This is a genomic window from Hydrogenophaga atypica (genome assembly GCF_042665215.1).
Classification (GTDB): Bacteria; Pseudomonadota; Gammaproteobacteria; order Burkholderiales; family Burkholderiaceae_C; genus Hydrogenophaga; species Hydrogenophaga defluvii_A.
This window is the reverse complement of record NZ_JBHTCA010000004.1, coordinates 24,990-42,506: the sequence shown is the minus strand read 5'-3', so window position 1 is coordinate 42,506 and position 17,517 is coordinate 24,990. Positions and strand designations below refer to the sequence as shown.

The following is a 17,517-nucleotide window of genomic DNA, read 5'->3' as shown; positions in this document are numbered from 1 at the left end:
GGCGGCGCGGGGGGAGCCCCATCTCAGCGCGTGAATTCGATGCGGCCTTCGGGCAACAAATAGAGCACCAACGCACGTCCGTTGGCCACGGTGGGTGGGTGGGCGCTGCCGGGGCCGTACACCAGCCAGCCGGCACCGTGGCCGTCAAACGTGGCCGTGTTGTCCTGGGGCATGATGAGGTCGATCTCGCCCAGCGGGTGGGTGTGGTGGGGGCCGGCAACCGTGTCCATGTCCACCACGTCCACCGAAAAGCCGTGCAGTTCATCGCTGGGCTTGAAGATGCGGCCGTACTTGATGCCGCCGCCCTCGCGCTGGCACAACCAGCCGGCGGCCACGCCCACTTCGCAGGCGGACTTGAGCTGCTGGTACAGGGGGGAGGTGGCACCGTGTTCGGTGTTGAGCCAGGTGTGCAGCTCCTGGTCCAGCGGGCGGTTGCCGATGGCGCGTGTGATCTGCTGCAACAGCGCCTTGAATGCATCTGGGTTCATGTTCATCTCCTCATTCTTCCGCTTGCGTCGCGCGGCAATATGAAATATCGTGCAGGTAGCGAAGGTTATCCAAAAACGATTGAATGTCAAGCAATATATTGCATGTTTCGGGCGGGGCCGCCGCCGACCAGCGCCATCCTTTCCTGGTCCAACTGGGGGAGCGGGTGCGTTCTACACGTGCGCGCCGGGGCATGACGCGCAAGGCCTTGGCGTTGGCGGCGGACGTGTCCGAGCGCCACTTGGCCAACCTGGAGTACGGCGAGGGCAATGTGTCCATCCTGCTCCTGATGCAGGTGGCGAGTGCCTTGCAGGCGTCGGCGGCCGAGCTGTTGGGCGACGTCACCACCCAATCATCGGAGTGGCTGCTGATCCGCGAGTTGTTGACCAACCAGGACGAGGCCACGCTGCGCCGTGCCCGTATTGCCTTGGCTGAAATGCTGGGCACGGCGTCCAAACAGCGAGGGCAAAGCTGTTGTGTGGCCTTGATCGGTTTGCGCGGTGCGGGCAAGTCCACGCTGGGGCAGATGCTGGCCGATGACCTGGGCTACCCCTTTGTGGAACTGAGCCGCGAAATCGAGAAGTTTGCCGGTTGCAGCGTGTCGGAAATTCAGGCCCTGTACGGGCAAAACGCTTACCGCCGCTACGAGAGAAGGGCGGTGGAAGAGGCGATTCAGATCTACCCCGAGGCGGTGCTCGCCACGCCGGGCGGGCTGGTGTCCGATGCGGCCACCTTCAACCTCCTTCTGGGTCACTGCACCACAGTGTGGCTGCAGGCCGATCCCGAGGACCACATGGGCCGTGTGCGCGCGCAGGGCGATTTGCGGCCCATGGCCGCCAGCGCCGAGGCCATGGACGACCTGAAGAACATCCTCAAAGGGCGTTCGGCGTTTTACGCCAAGGCGCAATACCGCGTGAACACCAGCGAACAGCCGTTGGACGAAACCTTTGTGGTGCTGCGCGCCACCGTGCGGGAGGCTTTGGGTCTGCCGGTGTGAGTGCCGCGATGCGGTGCTGATGTTTTGAAAAAACATGCAGAAAATTGCTTGACGTCGTTTTCAAACATGCACTATGATGCACATCAACGAGATGCAACATGCTGCATCTCACCACCAGGAGACAGCCCATGAACGCACCCGCCCCCATCCAGGTCCAGCTCGCCGAACCCGTGGACTACCGCACCCACCCCAGCCAGTACCGCCACTGGAAGCTGAGTTTCAACGGCCCGGTGGCCACCCTGGCGGCCGATTTCGACGAAAACGCCGGCTTGCGCCCTGGCTACAAGCTCAAACTCAACAGTTACGACCTGGGTGTGGACGTTGAGTTGAACGATGCCATCAACCGCATTCGCTTTGAGCACCCCGAAGTGCGCACCGTGGTCGTCACCAGCGCCAAGGAGAAGGTGTTCTGCTCGGGCGCCAACATCTTCATGCTGGGCGTGAGCAGCCACGCCTGGAAGGTGAACTTCTGCAAGTTCACCAACGAGACACGCAACGGCCTGGAAGACTCGTCGCAGCACAGTGGTCTGAAATTCCTGGCCGCCGTGAACGGCGCTTGCGCCGGTGGCGGTTACGAGCTGGCCTTGGCGTGCGATGAAATCCTTCTGGTGGACGACCGCAGCAGCGCCGTCAGCTTGCCCGAGGTGCCCCTGCTGGGCGTGTTGCCCGGCACCGGTGGCCTGACCCGCGTGACCGACAAGAAGAAAGTCCGTCACGACCTGGCCGACATCTTCTGCACCAGCGTGGAAGGTGTTCGTGGCCAGAAAGCCAAAGACTGGCGCCTGGTGGACCACATCGCCAAGCCGGCCCAGTTTGCCGCCAAGGTGCAAGAGCGTGCCCTCGAGCTGGCTGCTCTGAGCGACCGGCCTGCCGACGCCAAGGGCGTCGAGCTGCCGCTGGTGCAGCGCACCATCGCCGGTGACACGCTGAGCTACGCCAACGTCACGGTCGAGATCGACCGCGCCAAGCGCACCGCCACCTTCACGGTCAAGGCCCCCACCGGCGCGCAGCCGAGCGACGTGGCCGGCATCGAAGCCGCAGGTGCCGCCTGGTACCCGCTGCAAATGGGTCGCGAACTGGAAGACGCCATCCTGCACATGCGCACCAACGAGCTGGACATCGGCACCTGGCTGATCAAGACCTCGGGTGACGCCGCTGCCGTGTTGGCCATGGACGCCGTGCTGCTGGCGAACAAGAACCACTGGTTGGTGCGCGAGACCATCGGCCTGCTGCGCCGCACCTTCAGCCGCCTGGATGTGTCCTCGCGCAGCCTGTTTGCCCTCGTCGACAGCGGCACCTGCTTCGCCGGCACCCTGCTGGAGCTGGCCCTGGCGTGCGACCGCAGCTACATGCTGGCCCTGCCCGACGACGAAGCTGCCGCGCCCAAGATTGCTGTGAGCGAAGCCAACTTCAGCCTCTACCCCATGGTGACGGGGCAGACCCGCCTGGGCCGCCGCTTCTACGACGAAGCCCCCGCCCTGGAGGCTGTGCGCGCCACCTTGGGCAAATCGCTGGACGCAGATGCCGCCTTCGCCGTGGGCCTGGTCACCAGCAACCCCGACGACATCGACTGGGCCGACGAAATTCGCATCGCCATCGAAGAGCGTGTGGCCATGTCACCCGACGCGCTGACGGGCATGGAAGCCAACCTGCGTTTCAACGGTCCCGAGAACATGTTCACCCGCGTGTTCGGTCGCCTCACCGCCTGGCAGAACTGGATTTTCCAGCGCCCCAACGCCGTAGGTGAAAAGGGCGCTTTGAAGGTTTATGGCAAAGGCGACAAGGCCGTCTTCGACTGGAACCGCGTCTAAGCCTCTCGTTTTCGTTGTGCGGCGCGGGTCCGGGTGGCGCGCCGCAACCGAACCCATTCCACCGTTGAAATCCCAGGAGACCTCCATGTCCAACATCGACTACAGCGAGAAGATTCCCAACAACGTGAACCTGGCCGAAGACCGCACGCTCAAGCGCGCGCTCGAACAGTGGCAGCCCAACTACCTGAACTGGTGGAACGACATGGGCCCGGATGGCTCGCAGAACTTCGATGTCTACCTGCGCACCGCCGTGAGCGTGGACCCGCAGGGCTGGGCGCAATTCGGCCACGTCAAGATGCCCGACTACCGCTGGGGCATCTTCCTGAACCCGGCCGAACAAGACCGCAAGATCCACTTCGGTGACCACAAGGGCGAAGCCGCCTGGCAAGACGTGCCTGGCGAATACCGCGCCAACCTGCGCCGCATCATCGTCACGCAGGGCGACACCGAGCCGGCATCGGTCGAGCAGCAACGCCACCTGGGCCTGACCTGCCCCAGCCAGTACGACCTGCGCAACCTCTTTCAAGTGAACGTGGAAGAGGGCCGCCACCTGTGGGCCATGGTCTACCTGCTGCACAAGTACTTCGGCAAGGACGGCCGCGAAGAAGGCGAGGCCCTGCTGGAGCGCAACAGCGGCAACAAAGACAACCCGCGCATCCTGGAAGCCTTCAACGAAGAAACGCCCGACTGGCTGTCCTTCTTCATGTTCACCTACTTCACCGACCGTGACGGCAAGTTCCAGCTCTGCGCCTTGGCAGAAAGCAGCTTCGACCCGCTGGCCCGCACCACCAAGTTCATGCTGACCGAAGAGGCCCACCACATGTTCGTGGGCGAATCGGGTGTGAGCCGCGTCATCAACCGCACCTGCCAGGTGATGAACGAGCTCAAGACCGACGACCCAGCCAAGCTGCGTGCCGCTGGCGTGATCGACCTGCCCACCATCCAGCGCTACCTGAACTTCCACTTCTCGGTGACCATCGACCTCTTCGGTGCCGACGAGTCCAGCAACGCCGCCACCTTCTACAGCACCGGCTTGAAAGGCCGTTACGAAGAAGGCAAGCGCACCGACGATCACCAACTGCGTGGCCAGTTCTACAAAGTGCTGAACGTGCAGAACGGCCAGCTGGTGGAAAAAGAAGTGCCCATGCTCAACGCGCTGAACGAAGTGCTGCGCGACGACTACATCAAGGACAGCGTGGGTGGCGTGGAGCGCTGGAACAAGGTGATTGAGAAGGCCGGCATCCCCGTGCGCCTGTCGGTGCCGCACAAGGCCTTCCACCGCAACATCGGCCTGCTCAAGGGCGTGAAGGTGGCCCCGGATGGCCGCGTAATTTCCGAATCCGAATGGAACGCCAACCGCGACAACTGGTTGCCCAGCGAAGCCGACCGCGCCTTTGTGGCCAGCCTGATGGGCCGTGTGGTCGAGCCCGGCAAGTTCGCCAACTGGATCGCGCCTCCGGTCATGGGCATCAACCGCCAGCCGGTCGATTTCGAGTACGTCAGGTTTAATTGACCCCCCGCGCCGCGCCTAAGGGCGCGTCACCCCCCAGGGGGCGATGCCTGCGGGCCGGGAAACCCGGACCCGCGGCATCCTTGGTTAAGTCACATGCTCCGGAGAGGTCGCTGCGTTGGAGGCGTCTTTCCTCGTCGCACCGAGCATGGGTTGGGGTGACTGGCGCAGTGAGGTAAAGGAGGAGCCGGCCGCAGGCCGGCGGGGGACACGAACGAAGCCAGTCACCCCAGCCCATGCGGCGCCACACCAATGCAGTGCGTCCCCCAGAATCCAGCCATACACTGCCCAAAAAACACACGGAGATTCCCATGAACGCGCCCGCTGAAGCCGCCATCGTCAAGCAGCATCTGATCGACCCCGAGATTTGCATCCGCTGCAACACCTGCGAATCCATCTGCCCGGTGGGCGCCATCAGCCACGACTCGCGCAACTACGTGGTGGACATCGACATCTGCAACTGGTGCAACGACTGCATCTCGCCATGCCCCACCGGCAGCATCGACAACTACCGCAAGGTGCTCAAGGTCAAGGCCTACAGCCTGGCCGAGCAGCTGAGCTGGGACGTGTTGCCCGCCGAGCTGAGCGCTGCCGAGCTGGTGGCCGATGGCGCGGTTGCGGAAGCCGAACCGGTCGTGGCGCCCGAACCCGTTCCGAGTGCCCTGGCCGAAGCCGGCGCACCCGTCTTCAACAGCGCCCAGTACGGCGCCACATTGCCCCCATGGTCGGCCGCCCACGCCTACACCAACCTCTACGGCCCCAAAGCCGCACAGAAAACCATCGAAGCCACCGTCAGTGGCAACGTGCGTGTCACCGAAGTGGGAAAAACCGCCGGTGGCGACTACGACACCCACCACATCGTGCTGGACTTCGGCACCATGCCCTTCCCGGTGCTCGAAGGCCAGAGCATTGGCATCGTCCCGCCCGGAACCGACGACAAGGGCCGCCCCCACCACGCGCGCCAGTACAGCATCGCCAGCCCGCGCAACGGCGAACGCCCCGGCTACAACAACCTGTCGCTGACCATCAAACGTGTGCTCGAAGACCACCAGGGCCAGCCCGTGCGTGGTGTGGCCAGCAACTATATGTGCGACCTCAAGGTGGGCGACAAGGTGCAGGTCATCGGCCCGTTTGGCAGCAGCTTCCTGATGCCCAACCACCCGCGCTCCAGCATCGTCATGATCTGCACCGGCACCGGCTCGGCGCCCATGCGTGCCATGACCGAGTGGCGGCGCCGTTTGCGGGCGAGCGGCAAGTTCGAGGGCGGCAAGCTGATGTTGTTCTTTGGTGCCCGCACACCTGAGGAACTGCCTTACTTTGGTCCGTTGAACAACCTGCCCAAGGATTTCATCGACATCGAGTTCGCCTTTTCGCGCGAGGCCGGCAAACCCAAACGCTACGTGCAAGACGCGATGCGTGAACGTGCGCCCGACCTCGCCGCTTTGCTGACCGACCCGAACGCCTGCTTCTACGTCTGTGGCCTCAAGGCCATGGAAGAGGGCGTGGTGCTCGCGCTCAAAGACATCGCCACCCAGGCCGGCCTCGATTGGGACACCGTGGGCACCGCGCTCAAACGCGACGGGCGCCTGCATCTGGAAACCTACTGACCCAGGTCAAAGGCCCGCTGGCGGGCGGGGGACACAATCCCCCGAATGGATACCCAGCGCACGCCTGTCCCTGCAGCCGCCCCCCACAGCACACTCGAAGACCTGCAAGGCCTGCTGACCGGCTGCCTGTTTGTGGCGCTGGCGGTGCTGATGTTCCGGCAGGGGCAACTGCTCACCGGTGGCACCACCGGCCTGGCCTTCGTGCTGCACTACGTCAGCCAGTGGCCGCTGGGTGCCTGGCTGTTTGTGGTCAATTTGCCGTTCTACGTGTTCGCCTGGCTGGCGCTGGGACCGGTGTTCACGCTCAAGTCGTTTGCTGCCGTGGGCCTCATGTCGTTGTATGTGGAGGTGTTGCCACACCTTGTGGGGTTTGCGCACCTGGACCCGGCGTTTGCGGCCGTCATGGGCGGACTGCTGGCCGGCACCGGCATCCTCATCCTCATCCGGCACGGCGCCAGCCTGGGCGGCATCGGCGTGTTGGCCATCTACCTGCAAAAAACGCGCGGCTGGCGCGCAGGCGCCATCCAGATGGGGGCCGACGTGCTGATTTTGGCGTTGGGCTTGGCGGTGCTGCCGCCGCTGCAATTGCTGCTCTCGGTGCTCGGTGCGGTGGCGCTCAACTTTGTGATTGCCGTCAACCACCGCACCGACCGCTACTTCGGCGTCTGAGCCCTGTCGGGACTGGGCGCGCGGGAGAAGGCAAGCCGGGAGGCACCGCCGGGCCGGCTCTGCTGGACGGCTGGTGCCGCCCCCTTGAGGGGGGATGCGGCCACGCGCAGCGGGCAAGCGGCGGGGGTGGGCTGTATCAATCCACCTTGGCGCCGCTGATCTTCACCACCCGCTCGTACTTGGCACGCTCGCGTTTCATGAACTCGTCGAACTGCTCCGGCGTGCTGGGCGCGGGCTCGGCCATCAGGTTGCCAAACCGGGTTTTCACCTCGGGCGATTTGAGCGCGTCCACAAACGCGGTGTTGAGCTTTTGCACCACGTCGCGCGGCGTGCCGGCGGGGGCGATCAGGCCCCACCAGGTGTCGATGGCAAAACCCTTGTAGGTCTCGGCCACGGTGGGCACGTCGGGCATCACGGCCGAGCGCTCCAGTGTGGTCACGGCCAGGGCCTTGAGCTTGCCCGAGCGGATGTTGGGCGCGGCCGTGGCCAGGTTGTCGAAGTTGAAATCCACCTGGCCCGACAGCAGGGCGAGTTGTGCCGGGTTGCCACCGTTGTAGGGGATGTGCAGTGCGAAGATGCCGGCCTGGTTCTTGAACATTTCGCCCGCCAGGTGGCCGGCGCTGCCGTTGCCACCCGAGCCGTAGTTGAGCTTGGCGGGGTTGGCCTTGGCGTACTTCACCAGGTCGGCCAAGCTGTGGATGTTCAGGCGCTGTGCGGTCTCGGCGTTGATGACCAGCACGTTGGGCACACGCAGCATCTGCGTGACCGGCGCAAAGTCCTTGGCTGGGTCAAACGGCAGTTTGCTGAACAGCCAGGGGTTGATGCCGTGTGAGGCGGTGGTGGCAATGCCCAGCGTCAGCCCGTCGGGCGCGGCCTTGGCCACCGCGTCCACGCCGATGTTGCCGCCGCCACCGGGGCGGTTCTCGATGATCACCGTGCCCAGCGAGTCCTTCACCCGTTCGGCCAGGATGCGCGCCGTCACGTCGATGGGGCCACCGGCCGCGAAGGGCACGATGACGCGTGTGGTGCGTGCTTGGGCGTGTGCGGCCAGGGGCGCCAAAGCGGCGAGGGTAGCGGCAGTGATGATCGTGCGGCGTTGCATGGTGTCTCCTTATGTGGGGGCTTAGGCAGCAGCTTTGTCGGCCGCGCTGGTGAATGAATCGGCAAAAAATTCGTCTTCAGGTAGGCCGGCTTGGGTGGTGTAGTCGGCGCGTGCCGAGTCCACCACGATGGGCGCGCCACAAGCGTACACCTGGTGGCCGGAGAGGTCGGCAAAGTCCTGCAGCACCGCGCGGTGCACAAAGCCTGTGCGACCGGTCCAGCCATCCTCAGGCAACGCGTCCGAAATCACGGGCACATAGCTCAGCCAGGGCAGGGCGGCGGCCTGTGCGGCCAACCAGTCGTGCTGGTACAGGTCGGCCGGGCGGCGGCCGCCCCAGTACACCGTGGTGGGGCGGGTGATGCCCTTGGCGACCATGTGCTCGATCAGCGCCTTGATGGGCGCAAAACCGGTGCCCGAGGCCAGCATGACGATGGGCTTGGTGCTGTCCTCGCGCAGGAAGAAGCTGCCGTAAGGCCCTTCGATGCGCAGGATGTCTTTTTCCTTCATCGCGCCGAACACGTGGTCAGTGAACTTGCCGCCGGGCATGTGGCGCAGGTGCAGCTCCAGTCCGGGTTTGTCGGCCTGGGTGTGGGGTGCGTTGGCCATGGAGTAGCTGCGGCGGTCGCCGTCGCGCAACAAAAACTCCACGTACTGGCCGGCGTGGTACTGGAACTGGTCGGTGGCGGGCAGCTGCAGGCGCAACACCACCACGTCGCTGGACACGCGTTCGAGTGCACTCACACGCACCGGCATTTTTTTGATGGGGAAGGCCCCGGCTTCGGTCACCTGGCGGGATTCGAGCACCACGTCGGTCTGGGGCACGCCGCAGCAGGTCAGCACATAACCGGCGGCTTCTTCGTCGGCGCTCAAAGCCTTGGCCTGGTGCGGGCCGTGGACAACGACACCTTCGAGCTTCTTGCACTTGCACGAACCACAGGCGCCGTCCTTGCAGCCATAGGGCAGGCCAATGCCCTGGCGGATGCCGGCGGCCAGCATGGACTCGCCAGCGTCGGCGGTGAAGGCGCGGCCGCTGGGCTGAACGGTGATGGTGAATGTCATACTCGGAATCAATGAATCGCAATGGAAAGCGGCGCCGACAGGCGCCGCCACGATGCGTGCGATTGTCTCAAATTTGACCGAATGGACGGTTTCGAATGAATTTGATCGGCGCCCGCCCGGCGCGTTTTCGGCGCCTGCGCGTGTTGGTGGTGGGCTGTGGTGACGTGGGCCAGCGTGCCGCGCGCGAATTGGGCGCTGCCCAAGGCCGGGTGCGGGTGTTGGCCCTGACCTCCTCGCCGGAACGTGTGGCCGCCTTGCGTGGCCAAGGCATCACGCCACTGCTGGGCAACCTCGACCAACCCGACAGCCTGCGCCGCCTGGCCGGCCTGGGCCAGCGTGTGCTGCACCTGGCGCCGCCGCCCTCACAAGACCTGGCCGACTGGCGTCAAGACCCCCGCACCCGTGGTTTGCTGCAGGTGTTGGCGCGCCGCGCGCCGCCCTGGGCGCTGGTGTATGGCTCCACCAGCGGGGTGTACGGCGACTGTGGCGGCGCCTGGGTCGCAGAAACGCGTGCACCCACACCCCAAACACCCCGGGCCATGCGCCGCGTGGACGCCGAAGCCTCGGTGCGTGCGTGGGGCCGCGCCTTGGGTGTGCCGGTGAACGTGTTGCGCATCCCCGGCATCTACGCGCCCGACCGCGACGGTGGCACGCCCCAGGCGCGCCTGCAACGCGGCACGCCGGTGCTGCGCCCCGAGGACGACGTGTTCACCAACCACATCCATGCCGACGACCTCGCCCGCGCCTGTGTGCGTGCCCTCATGGCGCCCAAGGCCCAGCGTGTGGTCAACGTGAGCGACGACACCGAGCTGAAGATGGGCGACTACTTCGACCTGGCCGCCGACCTGTATGGCCTGCCGCGTCCGCCCCGTGTGTCGCGCGAGAGCGCCCAGCAGCAGTTGCCCCTGAGCCTGCTGAGCTTCATGGGCGAGTCGCGCCGCTTGAGCAACCAGCGCATGAAGCGCGAACTGCGGCTGGTGCTGCGCTACCCCACGGTGGCGCAGGGCCTGGCCGCTTCACGATGAAGGAGCGACCATGTTTCCCACGCTGGATTTGAGAGCCGCTGCCACCGACCACGCGCGTGGCCTCATCCATGGCCAGGGCGCGCGTGCCCAGGTGGCGCACAGCGTGTCCACCTACGCCCGCATGTTCGCGGGCTGTGGCATCTCGTGGACCCAGGCGTGCGAACGGGCGCAGGCCTATGCAGAGGTGATCGCGGCGTTGAGCCCGCGTTGGCTTGCTGAAATTCAAGGCATTGCCGAAGGCAGTGGACAGCCGCTGGCGGCCATTCTGGCGCTGAACTGCCGCACCGAAATCTTGCCGCCCGGCTTGTATGCCGAGGCGCCCGACCCGGCCTTGGTGCATGCGGCGTTGACCGCCAACACCGCCCTGGGCCTGTCCGATTGGGGTTCCGATGCACAAGCCGAGGCCTTGTCGGCGGCGGCCACCCGAGCCCACGAAGAAGGCGAATGCACCACCCTGTGTGTGGCGCCGCCAGCCACCGCCGATGGCCACACCTGGCTGGCGCAGAACTGGGACTGGCTGGGCCGCCAGCGCGCCGCGCTGGTGCTGCTCAAAACACCCGGTCCCGAGGGCCACACCATCACCACCCTCACCGAGGCCGGCATGTTGGCCAAGATAGGCTTGCACGAAGCCGGGTTCGGGCTGGGCTTGAACATCCTGCGTTCGGTGGACGATGGCGCGCGGCCCGGTGTGCCGGTGCATGTGTTGTTGCGGCACTTGCTGGACTGCAACAGCCTGGCCCAGGCCAGAAGCGAGCTGGACCGCGCGGCGCGCTTGGGTTTTGGCGCCGGCTCCAACATCGCCTGTGTGGATGCCCGCGGCGACATTGCCTGTTTTGAACTGGCCCCGGCGGGCTGGGCCGAATGGCCCGCCGTGCGTGGCCGCGTGAGCCACAGCAACCACTACCTGAGCCCGGCTTTGCAAGCGGTGCAGGCGCCTATGGCGGTGGCGCTGTCCACCCAGTCGCGGCTGGAGACGTCCTGCCGACATGGCGAGGCCGCCCAAGTGGACCGGGCCGGACTGGAGGCCTTTCTGCGCGACACCAGCGGCGGCTACCTTGCGGTGTGCCGCCACCCCGATCCGGCCTTGCCGCCCGAGGCGTGTGTGGAAAGTGTGGCGGGCGTGATGATCGACGCCACCGCGCGCCAGATGTGGGTGGCACCGGGGGTGCCCGACACCGTGGCGTTTCAAGCCGTTTGACCCCACAGACAGGCTTCGCTGCCGTTGCAGCGGTACACCGGCTGTTGTGCCACTGCGTGTGGGCTCAGGCAGAGCAGCGCGGCAAGGGCCAGTGATGAGCGGGCTGCGGTTGTTCTTTTCATCTTGTTTGCGGCGCGCTCACGCCGCCCAGCGCTCGCCATCTGCGCGCCGCGCCCGCCCCAGCGCTTCCAGCGTTTCGAGGATGCGTGGCAAGCCTTTTCTCCACGGCCCCTTGCCTTTGAAGTGGCTTTCGATGGCGGGTACGGCCAGCGGGCTGGGGCTGCCGGCCAGCACCTGCGCCACGGCGCGCACCTGGTCGGGCAGGGCGGGGGGCCAGGGTTGTGCGGTCAAGGTGGGCGCCACGGCGGCGGTGGCGGCGGTGTCCTCTGGCGTGTCGAGCTCGGCGTTGGCCTGGGCCTCGGCTTGTGTTTCCACGCCCTCAATGCCGGCTTGTTGTGGCGCGGGGGCGGCGGTGGCGATGGCCGCGCGCCGTGCCGGGTCTTGAAACTCGGGGCGCAGCCAGCGCACGGTGCCGGCGGCTTCTTCGGCGGCGCGTTTGGCGTTCAGCGCCACCAGGCGCTCCAGCAGGGTTTCGGTCCACGTGGTGCGGGCGGCTTCATCGGCCCAGGGCACGGGGCCGAGGTCGCTCCAGCCGTAGGCGGCCAACACGGCGGCGTCCAGTTCGTCGTGTTGGCTTTGCAGCACGCTCACCAGGGCTTGTTCGTGCACCAGCTTGTCTTTGGCGGTCAGCGCTTCGCCCCGGCGCAGTTTGTCCAGCACGTTGTACATGCCGGTCAGCGTGACGCCCGCGTGTGCGGCCTGGCGGGCTTTGCGGTGGGCGTCGAGTTGTTCGGCCAGTTGGCGGATGCGCTCAGTCAGGGCGGGGGTGAGGCCGGTGTCGTCGGAGGGGAATGGGAAGGGCTCGAAGCAGCGCGATTTGTTGTAGCGTGGGTCGTTCCCCACGCCCAGCCGGCCACCCGCTGCCAGCGCCCATTCGACATGGATTTGGCTGGAGAGGATGCCGAGCCAGGTCGCGTCGTCAGTCGCAATAGCTACCAGCATGTTGTCCGGCAAGATGCTGACATCGAGAAACTGAAAAACGCGGTGTTTTGATGTCTCGACGGTTGCGATGTAACGCCCGAGTCCAGCCAATTGCTTGCGGAGTTTCGGATTGGTCTCGCCAAACAACCACCAATTGCGTTTTCTTGATTCCCGATTGTTGTTATCCCGCTCTGGTTTTACACGTTCAACCAGCCACTGGTAGATCGCAGGAAAGCACTCACGCAATTCGTCAGCACCCATGCCGAAAGTGTCAATCACCAACACATCTCGCGAGGTGGCCATAAGGTCGCGGCCGTTGCGGTATTCGCGGATGGGGGCATTGTTGGCGGGCGTGCCCTCACCCCCGCCCTCTCCCATAGGGAGAGGGAGCAAGGCAGCAGCTTCCGCGCGGGTGACGATGAAGCCTGCTCCAAACAGTTGAACACCTCGATTGCTGAGGTTCAGATTGGCAAGCTGCGGTTTTGTACCTGAAACATTTGCGCCCAAACGCAGGTCGGCGTGGAGTTGGCCGCGCTGTTCCTCAAGTTCGACGTTGACCTCATCGTTGTCAGCGGTGCGTTCGTGGGTCACAGTCAGCAACCTGCCTTCTTCAGCAGCAGCGGTGCCCACGCTCATGGCAATGCGCACAGCAGCGCCCTGCGCGCTGTCCACCCACGGGTGGTCGGGCACGGCAAAGGCCAGGGTCAGTGGCTGTTTGGGCGCGTCCAGGTGCTGTTCGATCACGCGGCGGTTGAAGGTCTGGCGCAGGCTGTTGGTGGTGATGAAGCCAAAACGTTTGGCTTCGCCCGCGCGCACGGCGTTGGCGGCTTTGTGCCACCAATACATCACAAAGTCGGCGCTTTCGGGCACCTCGGGCCAGGTGGCGCGCAGGGTTTCGGTGTAGCCGTCGCCCAAGGCGGAGCGCATGGCGCCAGCGCCAATAAACGGCGGATTCCCCACAATGAAATCCGCCTGCGGCCACGCGGCCGGGCGCGGGTTGATGTAGCGCCACTGCGGCACCTGGGCGGCTTCGTCGGGCACGTCTTCGCCGGTGACGGGGTGCTTCTTGAACGTCACGCCGTCCCAGCGGGTGATGGGGCGGCCGGTGTCGTCGGTGGCAATTTCGGCACGGTCGTAAGCCAGCACGGCGTCGCGGTGTTCGATGTTGCCGTAGTCGTGCACCACGGGTTCGGCCACGCTGGCCAGGCCGCGTGTGCGCACATGCCATTGCAGCCAGCCGATCCACAGCACCAGCTCGGCCAGGGCGGCGGCGCGTTCGTTCAACTCGATGCCGCGCAGTTGTTGCAGCGTGACGGTTTCGCCTTCGAGGCCGAGCTTGCCCTGGGTTTCGCCCAGCGCCTCCAGTTGGTTGATGACCTCGCCCTCCAGGCGCTTGAGGTGTTCGAGCGTGACGTACAAGAAATTGGCACTGCCACAGGCTGGGTCGAGCACGCGGGTGGTGCACAACTGGTGGTGAAAACGGCGCACTTCGGCGCGGGCTTCTTCCAGCTTGGCTTCGCGTTTTTTGCCTTCCAGCTCGGCGGCTTCGTGGGCCAGCACCAGGGCGGCGGCCTGGGCGTTGGCCCAGTCGGCGCGCAGGGGCTCCACCACGGTGGGCAGCACCAGGCGTTCCACGTAGGCGCGCGGGGTGTAGTGGGCGCCGAGGGCGTGGCGTTCGGTGGGGTCGAGGGCGCGCTCCAGCAGGGTGCCAAAGATGGCGGGCTCCACCTCTTGCCAGTTGGCCTGGGCGGCGCGCAGCAGGCCGTCGATCTGGCTGGTGTTGAGGGGCAGCACGTAGCCGTCGGCGTTGGCGCCTTTGAACAGTTTGCCGTTGAAGCGCAGCACGTCGCGGGCGATGGCGGCGTTGAAGCCGCCCACGTCCATGCCGGCCCAGAACACGCGCAGCATTTGCGCCAGGGTGGCGGGTTGTTCGCGGTACTGGCGCAGCAGTTGCACAAAGCTGCCGGTGCCGTCGGGCGCGGCGGGCAGCAGGCCCACGTCTTCGGCAAACATGGAGAACAGCGCCCGCGTGAGGAAGCCGGCCACCTGTTCGGGCGGGTGGCCTGCGGCCTCCAGCGATTTGGCGAGGTCGGCCAGTTCGGCGGCCACGCGGCGGGTGACTTTGGCGCTGATGCGCGAGGGGTCGAGCGAAAGCGGGTCGGCCCAGATGGCGCGCAGGCGCTCCAAGATGCCGGGCTCGGCCAGTTGCTGCAGCCGAATGCGGTGGCTGCGCGGGTCGGGGTAGGGGGTGTAGGTGCCGCCGGAGCGGCTGAATTCGGCGTACACCTCGATGACGTGGCCCACATCCACCACCAGCACAAAGGGCGGGCGGCCCTCGGCGGCGGGCAGGGCGCGGGCGTAGCCTTCACCTTGTGCGCGGGCGCGCAAGAGGGCGTCGTCAAACCCCTTGGTGTGGGCGCCGGCCTTGACCTTTTTGGCCTCCAGCACAAAGTGGCCGCGTTTGTAGCAGTCGATGCGGCCGGCGCTGGTGCTGCCGTCGCCATGGCTGAAGGTGACCGGGCGCTCGAACATGTAGGCCTGGTCGTCGGTGGGGTGGGGCTTTTCAACGCCCAGCAGCTCACACAGTTCAATGACGAAGGACTGGGCGGTGGCGAGTTCGCTGGCAGAAACGCCTTGCCAACGGGTGATGAAAGCGGCGGTGCTCGTCTTGTCAGCCATCAGAAATACCAGTTTTGGATGGCGTGAGTGTAGTGGGGGGCTGAAAGTGAACGGCCAGAGCCTGAAGTTGAGGGCATCGAATCGAACGCAAGCTGAGGCAAGCCAACCACCTGATGTTGTCGCGATAATCGAGGCATTTTGTTGCCAAAATCAGGTCACACATGAGTGTTGCTAAGCGCCTTAAAACCACCTGGAGCGGGGTCGGCAGCCATGTGGTCGTGCTCAGCCACGGATTCGGTCTGGATCAATCCTCATGGGACGATTTGCGGCCCGCACTGGATACGCATTTTCGGGTGTTGTCCTACAACCTTGCGGGGTGTGGAGACGACGGGGCCAGCAGCTACCACCGCGACGTGCACAGCTCACTGTTCGGTTACGCGGACGATTTGTTGTCGCTGTTGGACGAGGTGCATGCGCAATCGGTCAGCTACGTGGGACATTCCGTGAGCGGAATGATCGGCATGATTGCTGCTGTGGCACGCCCCGAATGTTTTGAACAGCTGATCCTGTTGCAGGCTTCGCCGCGCTACCTCAACGACCCGGAGAACGGTTATGTGGGCGGGTTCGAGCAGGGTGATCTTGACGCCCTGTATGAAGCGATGGCCACGAATTACCAGACCTGGGCCGCTGGCTTCGTTCCCATGGTGATGGGGGTGGGGCCCCAGCATGCGTTGTCTCGCTTCAGTGAGACGCTCTTCAAGATCCGACCCGACATTGCCCGCCACATCCTCAAGATGATTTTCCAGGCGGACCACCGCGCCACCCTGTCGCGGGTGGCTGTTCCCACGCATTTCATCCACAGCCGCAAGGATGTGGCTGTGCCCGTCGATGTGGCGCAGTGGTTGCATGCGCATGTCCCTGGGAGCACGTCGGAGATTCTGGAGTTGGAGGGCCACATGCCACACCTGACGCAGCCCGATGTCGTGCGGGAAGCCTTGATGCGTCGCCTTCTCCCCCTGATGGGCGTGGCAACATGACCGCCCAAGCCACGCAAGATGATGCTTTGGTGTCTTTTTTGCATGGTGTGTGTCAGCTTGCGCAGTGCCGCCTGGCTGTCGCCTTGTGGCAGCGTGCGCCCGGTGAGGTTGCTCCGCTGTGTAGCGTCCCCTCCATTGGGCTTGCCCATACACCTGTCTGGCAGTGGCAGCTGCCGGTATCCCCGAAGACGGGCGCGCAGACTGTTCGGCATCTGTCCCGCAAGGAACTGCCCAGCCTGGTGACCGCTGGCCTGTCGTTCAACCCTGTTTCTGTCGCTTATGTGGATTGCAGCGCCTTCGGCCGTGTGGCTGGGGGCGGCTTCATGCTGCTCTGGGACGATGTCTCTGCCTCACGGCAGGACCTTGCCGATGTTGACGGCGACGAAGGCGATGCCACATTGCAGTGGTTGCGGCCCGTGTACGCGCAGTTGCTCGACGCGCGGCAATGGGAGGCGCAAAACGAGGACTCGGCGGCGCAATTTCATCACGTATTCGACAGTGTGCCGCAGGGCATCATCGTGTCGTCTGCCCGACACGCGAAGGCCCAGATCAACGAAGCTGCGGCGACCCTGTTTCAGTTGACTGCCGGGTGGGTCCCAGCCGACCTCGTGGCGCAAGCCCTGCGCGATACCCGTTCGAGGTGCGAGAACGCGGCTGAGCTGGAGCAGGCTTACGCCCCTTTGCAACGTGATCTGGACATCGGCCTTGTTGTGAACTGGTGCCTGGACGATCGCGTGTGGCGGGTAGATACCCATCCCATACTCCACAGCGGTCACAAGGGGCGTGTGTGGTTGTTTCAAGACATCACAGCACAGATTCGACTGGAGCGCGTGCTGCGCATGGAGGCCAACCACGACCCGTTGACAGGCCTGTTCAACCGCCGCGCCTTTTTCGACCGGGCGCATGTGGCTTTTCAGCAGCTGCCAGAGGCCGCCAAGGACGCGGAACGCCTCGCGGTGGTGATGCTCGATATCGACCACTTCAAGCGCATCAACGATCTGTATGGACACCCCGCAGGCGATCAGGTGCTCAAAGAGGTGGCCCGCCGTGCGAAGTCGGTTCTGCGCGATGGTGATGTGCTGGCTCGTTATGGCGGGGAGGAGTTCATCGTTCTCCTGACTGCAACCCACAGGGACGCTGCGCGTGCCGCGGCCGAACGATTGCGGGCGGTGATGGATGCACAGCCCGTGCAGGTGGATGACCAGGCGATCACGGTGCGCGTCAGTGTGGGGCTCGCGCTTCGAGGCGGTGGGTCGGAGACGCTGCAGCAGACCATAGGACGGGCAGATGCAAATCTGTATCGGGCCAAGCGGGAAGGACGAAACCGCGTGGTGGGTGATGAGGGGGATTGAGGAT

At 65.1% G+C, this 17,517-nt stretch carries 13 protein-coding genes; 9 read left to right on the top strand and 4 right to left on the bottom strand.

What is annotated here, in order from left to right; all coding sequences use genetic code 11:
- Positions 1 to 23: 23 nt before the first annotated feature.
- Positions 24 to 488 carry a DUF4863 family protein gene (locus ACFQPB_RS06840; protein ID WP_382203004.1) on the bottom strand — a complete coding sequence of 155 codons (465 nt, stop codon included), beginning with the start codon at positions 486 to 488 and terminating at the stop codon, positions 24 to 26.
- 83 nt (positions 489 to 571) lie between these two features.
- Between ACFQPB_RS06840 and ACFQPB_RS06835 the strand changes: the two genes are divergently transcribed.
- The 5 genes from ACFQPB_RS06835 to ACFQPB_RS06815 all read left to right on the top strand — a co-directional run bounded on the left by ACFQPB_RS06835 (position 572) and on the right by ACFQPB_RS06815 (position 7,080).
- Positions 572 to 1,483 carry a helix-turn-helix transcriptional regulator gene (locus ACFQPB_RS06835; protein ID WP_382203003.1) on the top strand — a complete coding sequence of 304 codons (912 nt, stop codon included), beginning with the start codon at positions 572 to 574 and terminating at the stop codon, positions 1,481 to 1,483.
- Between the two features lie 128 nt (positions 1,484 to 1,611).
- The gene (gene boxC, locus ACFQPB_RS06830; protein WP_382221083.1) at positions 1,612 to 3,294 is read left to right on the top strand and encodes a 2,3-epoxybenzoyl-CoA dihydrolase; all 1,683 of its coding nucleotides are present in this window, start codon (positions 1,612 to 1,614) and stop codon (positions 3,292 to 3,294) included.
- Between the two features lie 85 nt (positions 3,295 to 3,379).
- The gene (boxB, locus tag ACFQPB_RS06825) at positions 3,380 to 4,807 is read left to right on the top strand and encodes a benzoyl-CoA 2,3-epoxidase subunit BoxB (protein WP_382221080.1); all 1,428 of its coding nucleotides are present in this window, start codon (positions 3,380 to 3,382) and stop codon (positions 4,805 to 4,807) included.
- Positions 4,808 to 5,115: 308 nt separating this feature from the next.
- The gene (gene boxA / locus ACFQPB_RS06820; protein ID WP_382221077.1) at positions 5,116 to 6,411 is read left to right on the top strand and encodes a benzoyl-CoA 2,3-epoxidase subunit BoxA; all 1,296 of its coding nucleotides are present in this window, start codon (positions 5,116 to 5,118) and stop codon (positions 6,409 to 6,411) included.
- Positions 6,412 to 6,456: 45 nt separating this feature from the next.
- Positions 6,457 to 7,080, top strand: a complete 624-nt coding sequence (locus tag ACFQPB_RS06815; RefSeq protein ID WP_382221074.1) for a YitT family protein — start codon at positions 6,457 to 6,459, stop codon at positions 7,078 to 7,080.
- A gap of 136 nt (positions 7,081 to 7,216) precedes the next feature.
- On the opposite strand, the gene ACFQPB_RS06810 is transcribed toward ACFQPB_RS06815, so the two are convergent.
- Positions 7,217 to 8,182 carry a Bug family tripartite tricarboxylate transporter substrate binding protein gene (locus ACFQPB_RS06810; RefSeq protein ID WP_382221071.1) on the bottom strand — a complete coding sequence of 322 codons (966 nt, stop codon included), beginning with the start codon at positions 8,180 to 8,182 and terminating at the stop codon, positions 7,217 to 7,219.
- A gap of 21 nt (positions 8,183 to 8,203) precedes the next feature.
- Positions 8,204 to 9,241, bottom strand: coding sequence for a CDP-6-deoxy-delta-3,4-glucoseen reductase (locus ACFQPB_RS06805; RefSeq protein WP_382221069.1), 1,038 nt, complete (start codon positions 9,239 to 9,241; stop codon positions 8,204 to 8,206).
- A 95-nt stretch (positions 9,242 to 9,336) separates the two neighbouring features.
- On the opposite strand from ACFQPB_RS06805, the gene ACFQPB_RS06800 reads away from it, so the two are divergent.
- Both ACFQPB_RS06800 and ACFQPB_RS06795 read left to right on the top strand, forming a co-directional pair.
- The gene (locus tag ACFQPB_RS06800; protein ID WP_382221067.1) at positions 9,337 to 10,266 is read left to right on the top strand and encodes an SDR family oxidoreductase; all 930 of its coding nucleotides are present in this window, start codon (positions 9,337 to 9,339) and stop codon (positions 10,264 to 10,266) included.
- 10 nt (positions 10,267 to 10,276) lie between these two features.
- A complete protein-coding gene (locus tag ACFQPB_RS06795; protein ID WP_382221064.1) occupies positions 10,277 to 11,464 on the top strand; it encodes a C45 family autoproteolytic acyltransferase/hydolase in 1,188 nt (395 codons plus the stop codon).
- Between the two features lie 138 nt (positions 11,465 to 11,602).
- On the opposite strand, the gene ACFQPB_RS06790 is transcribed toward ACFQPB_RS06795, so the two are convergent.
- Complete coding sequence (locus ACFQPB_RS06790) at positions 11,603 to 15,184, bottom strand: class I SAM-dependent DNA methyltransferase (protein WP_382221062.1); 3,582 nt, start codon at positions 15,182 to 15,184, stop codon at positions 11,603 to 11,605.
- Positions 15,185 to 15,345: 161 nt separating this feature from the next.
- On the opposite strand from ACFQPB_RS06790, the gene ACFQPB_RS06785 reads away from it, so the two are divergent.
- Complete coding sequence (locus ACFQPB_RS06785; RefSeq protein WP_382221059.1) at positions 15,346 to 16,161, top strand: alpha/beta fold hydrolase; 816 nt, start codon at positions 15,346 to 15,348, stop codon at positions 16,159 to 16,161.
- Positions 16,158 to 17,513 carry a GGDEF domain-containing protein gene (locus ACFQPB_RS06780; RefSeq protein WP_382221056.1) on the top strand — a complete coding sequence of 452 codons (1,356 nt, stop codon included), beginning with the start codon at positions 16,158 to 16,160 and terminating at the stop codon, positions 17,511 to 17,513. Before ACFQPB_RS06785 ends, ACFQPB_RS06780 begins: the two co-directional genes overlap by 4 nt.
- The last annotated feature ends 4 nt before the right edge of the window (positions 17,514 to 17,517 follow it).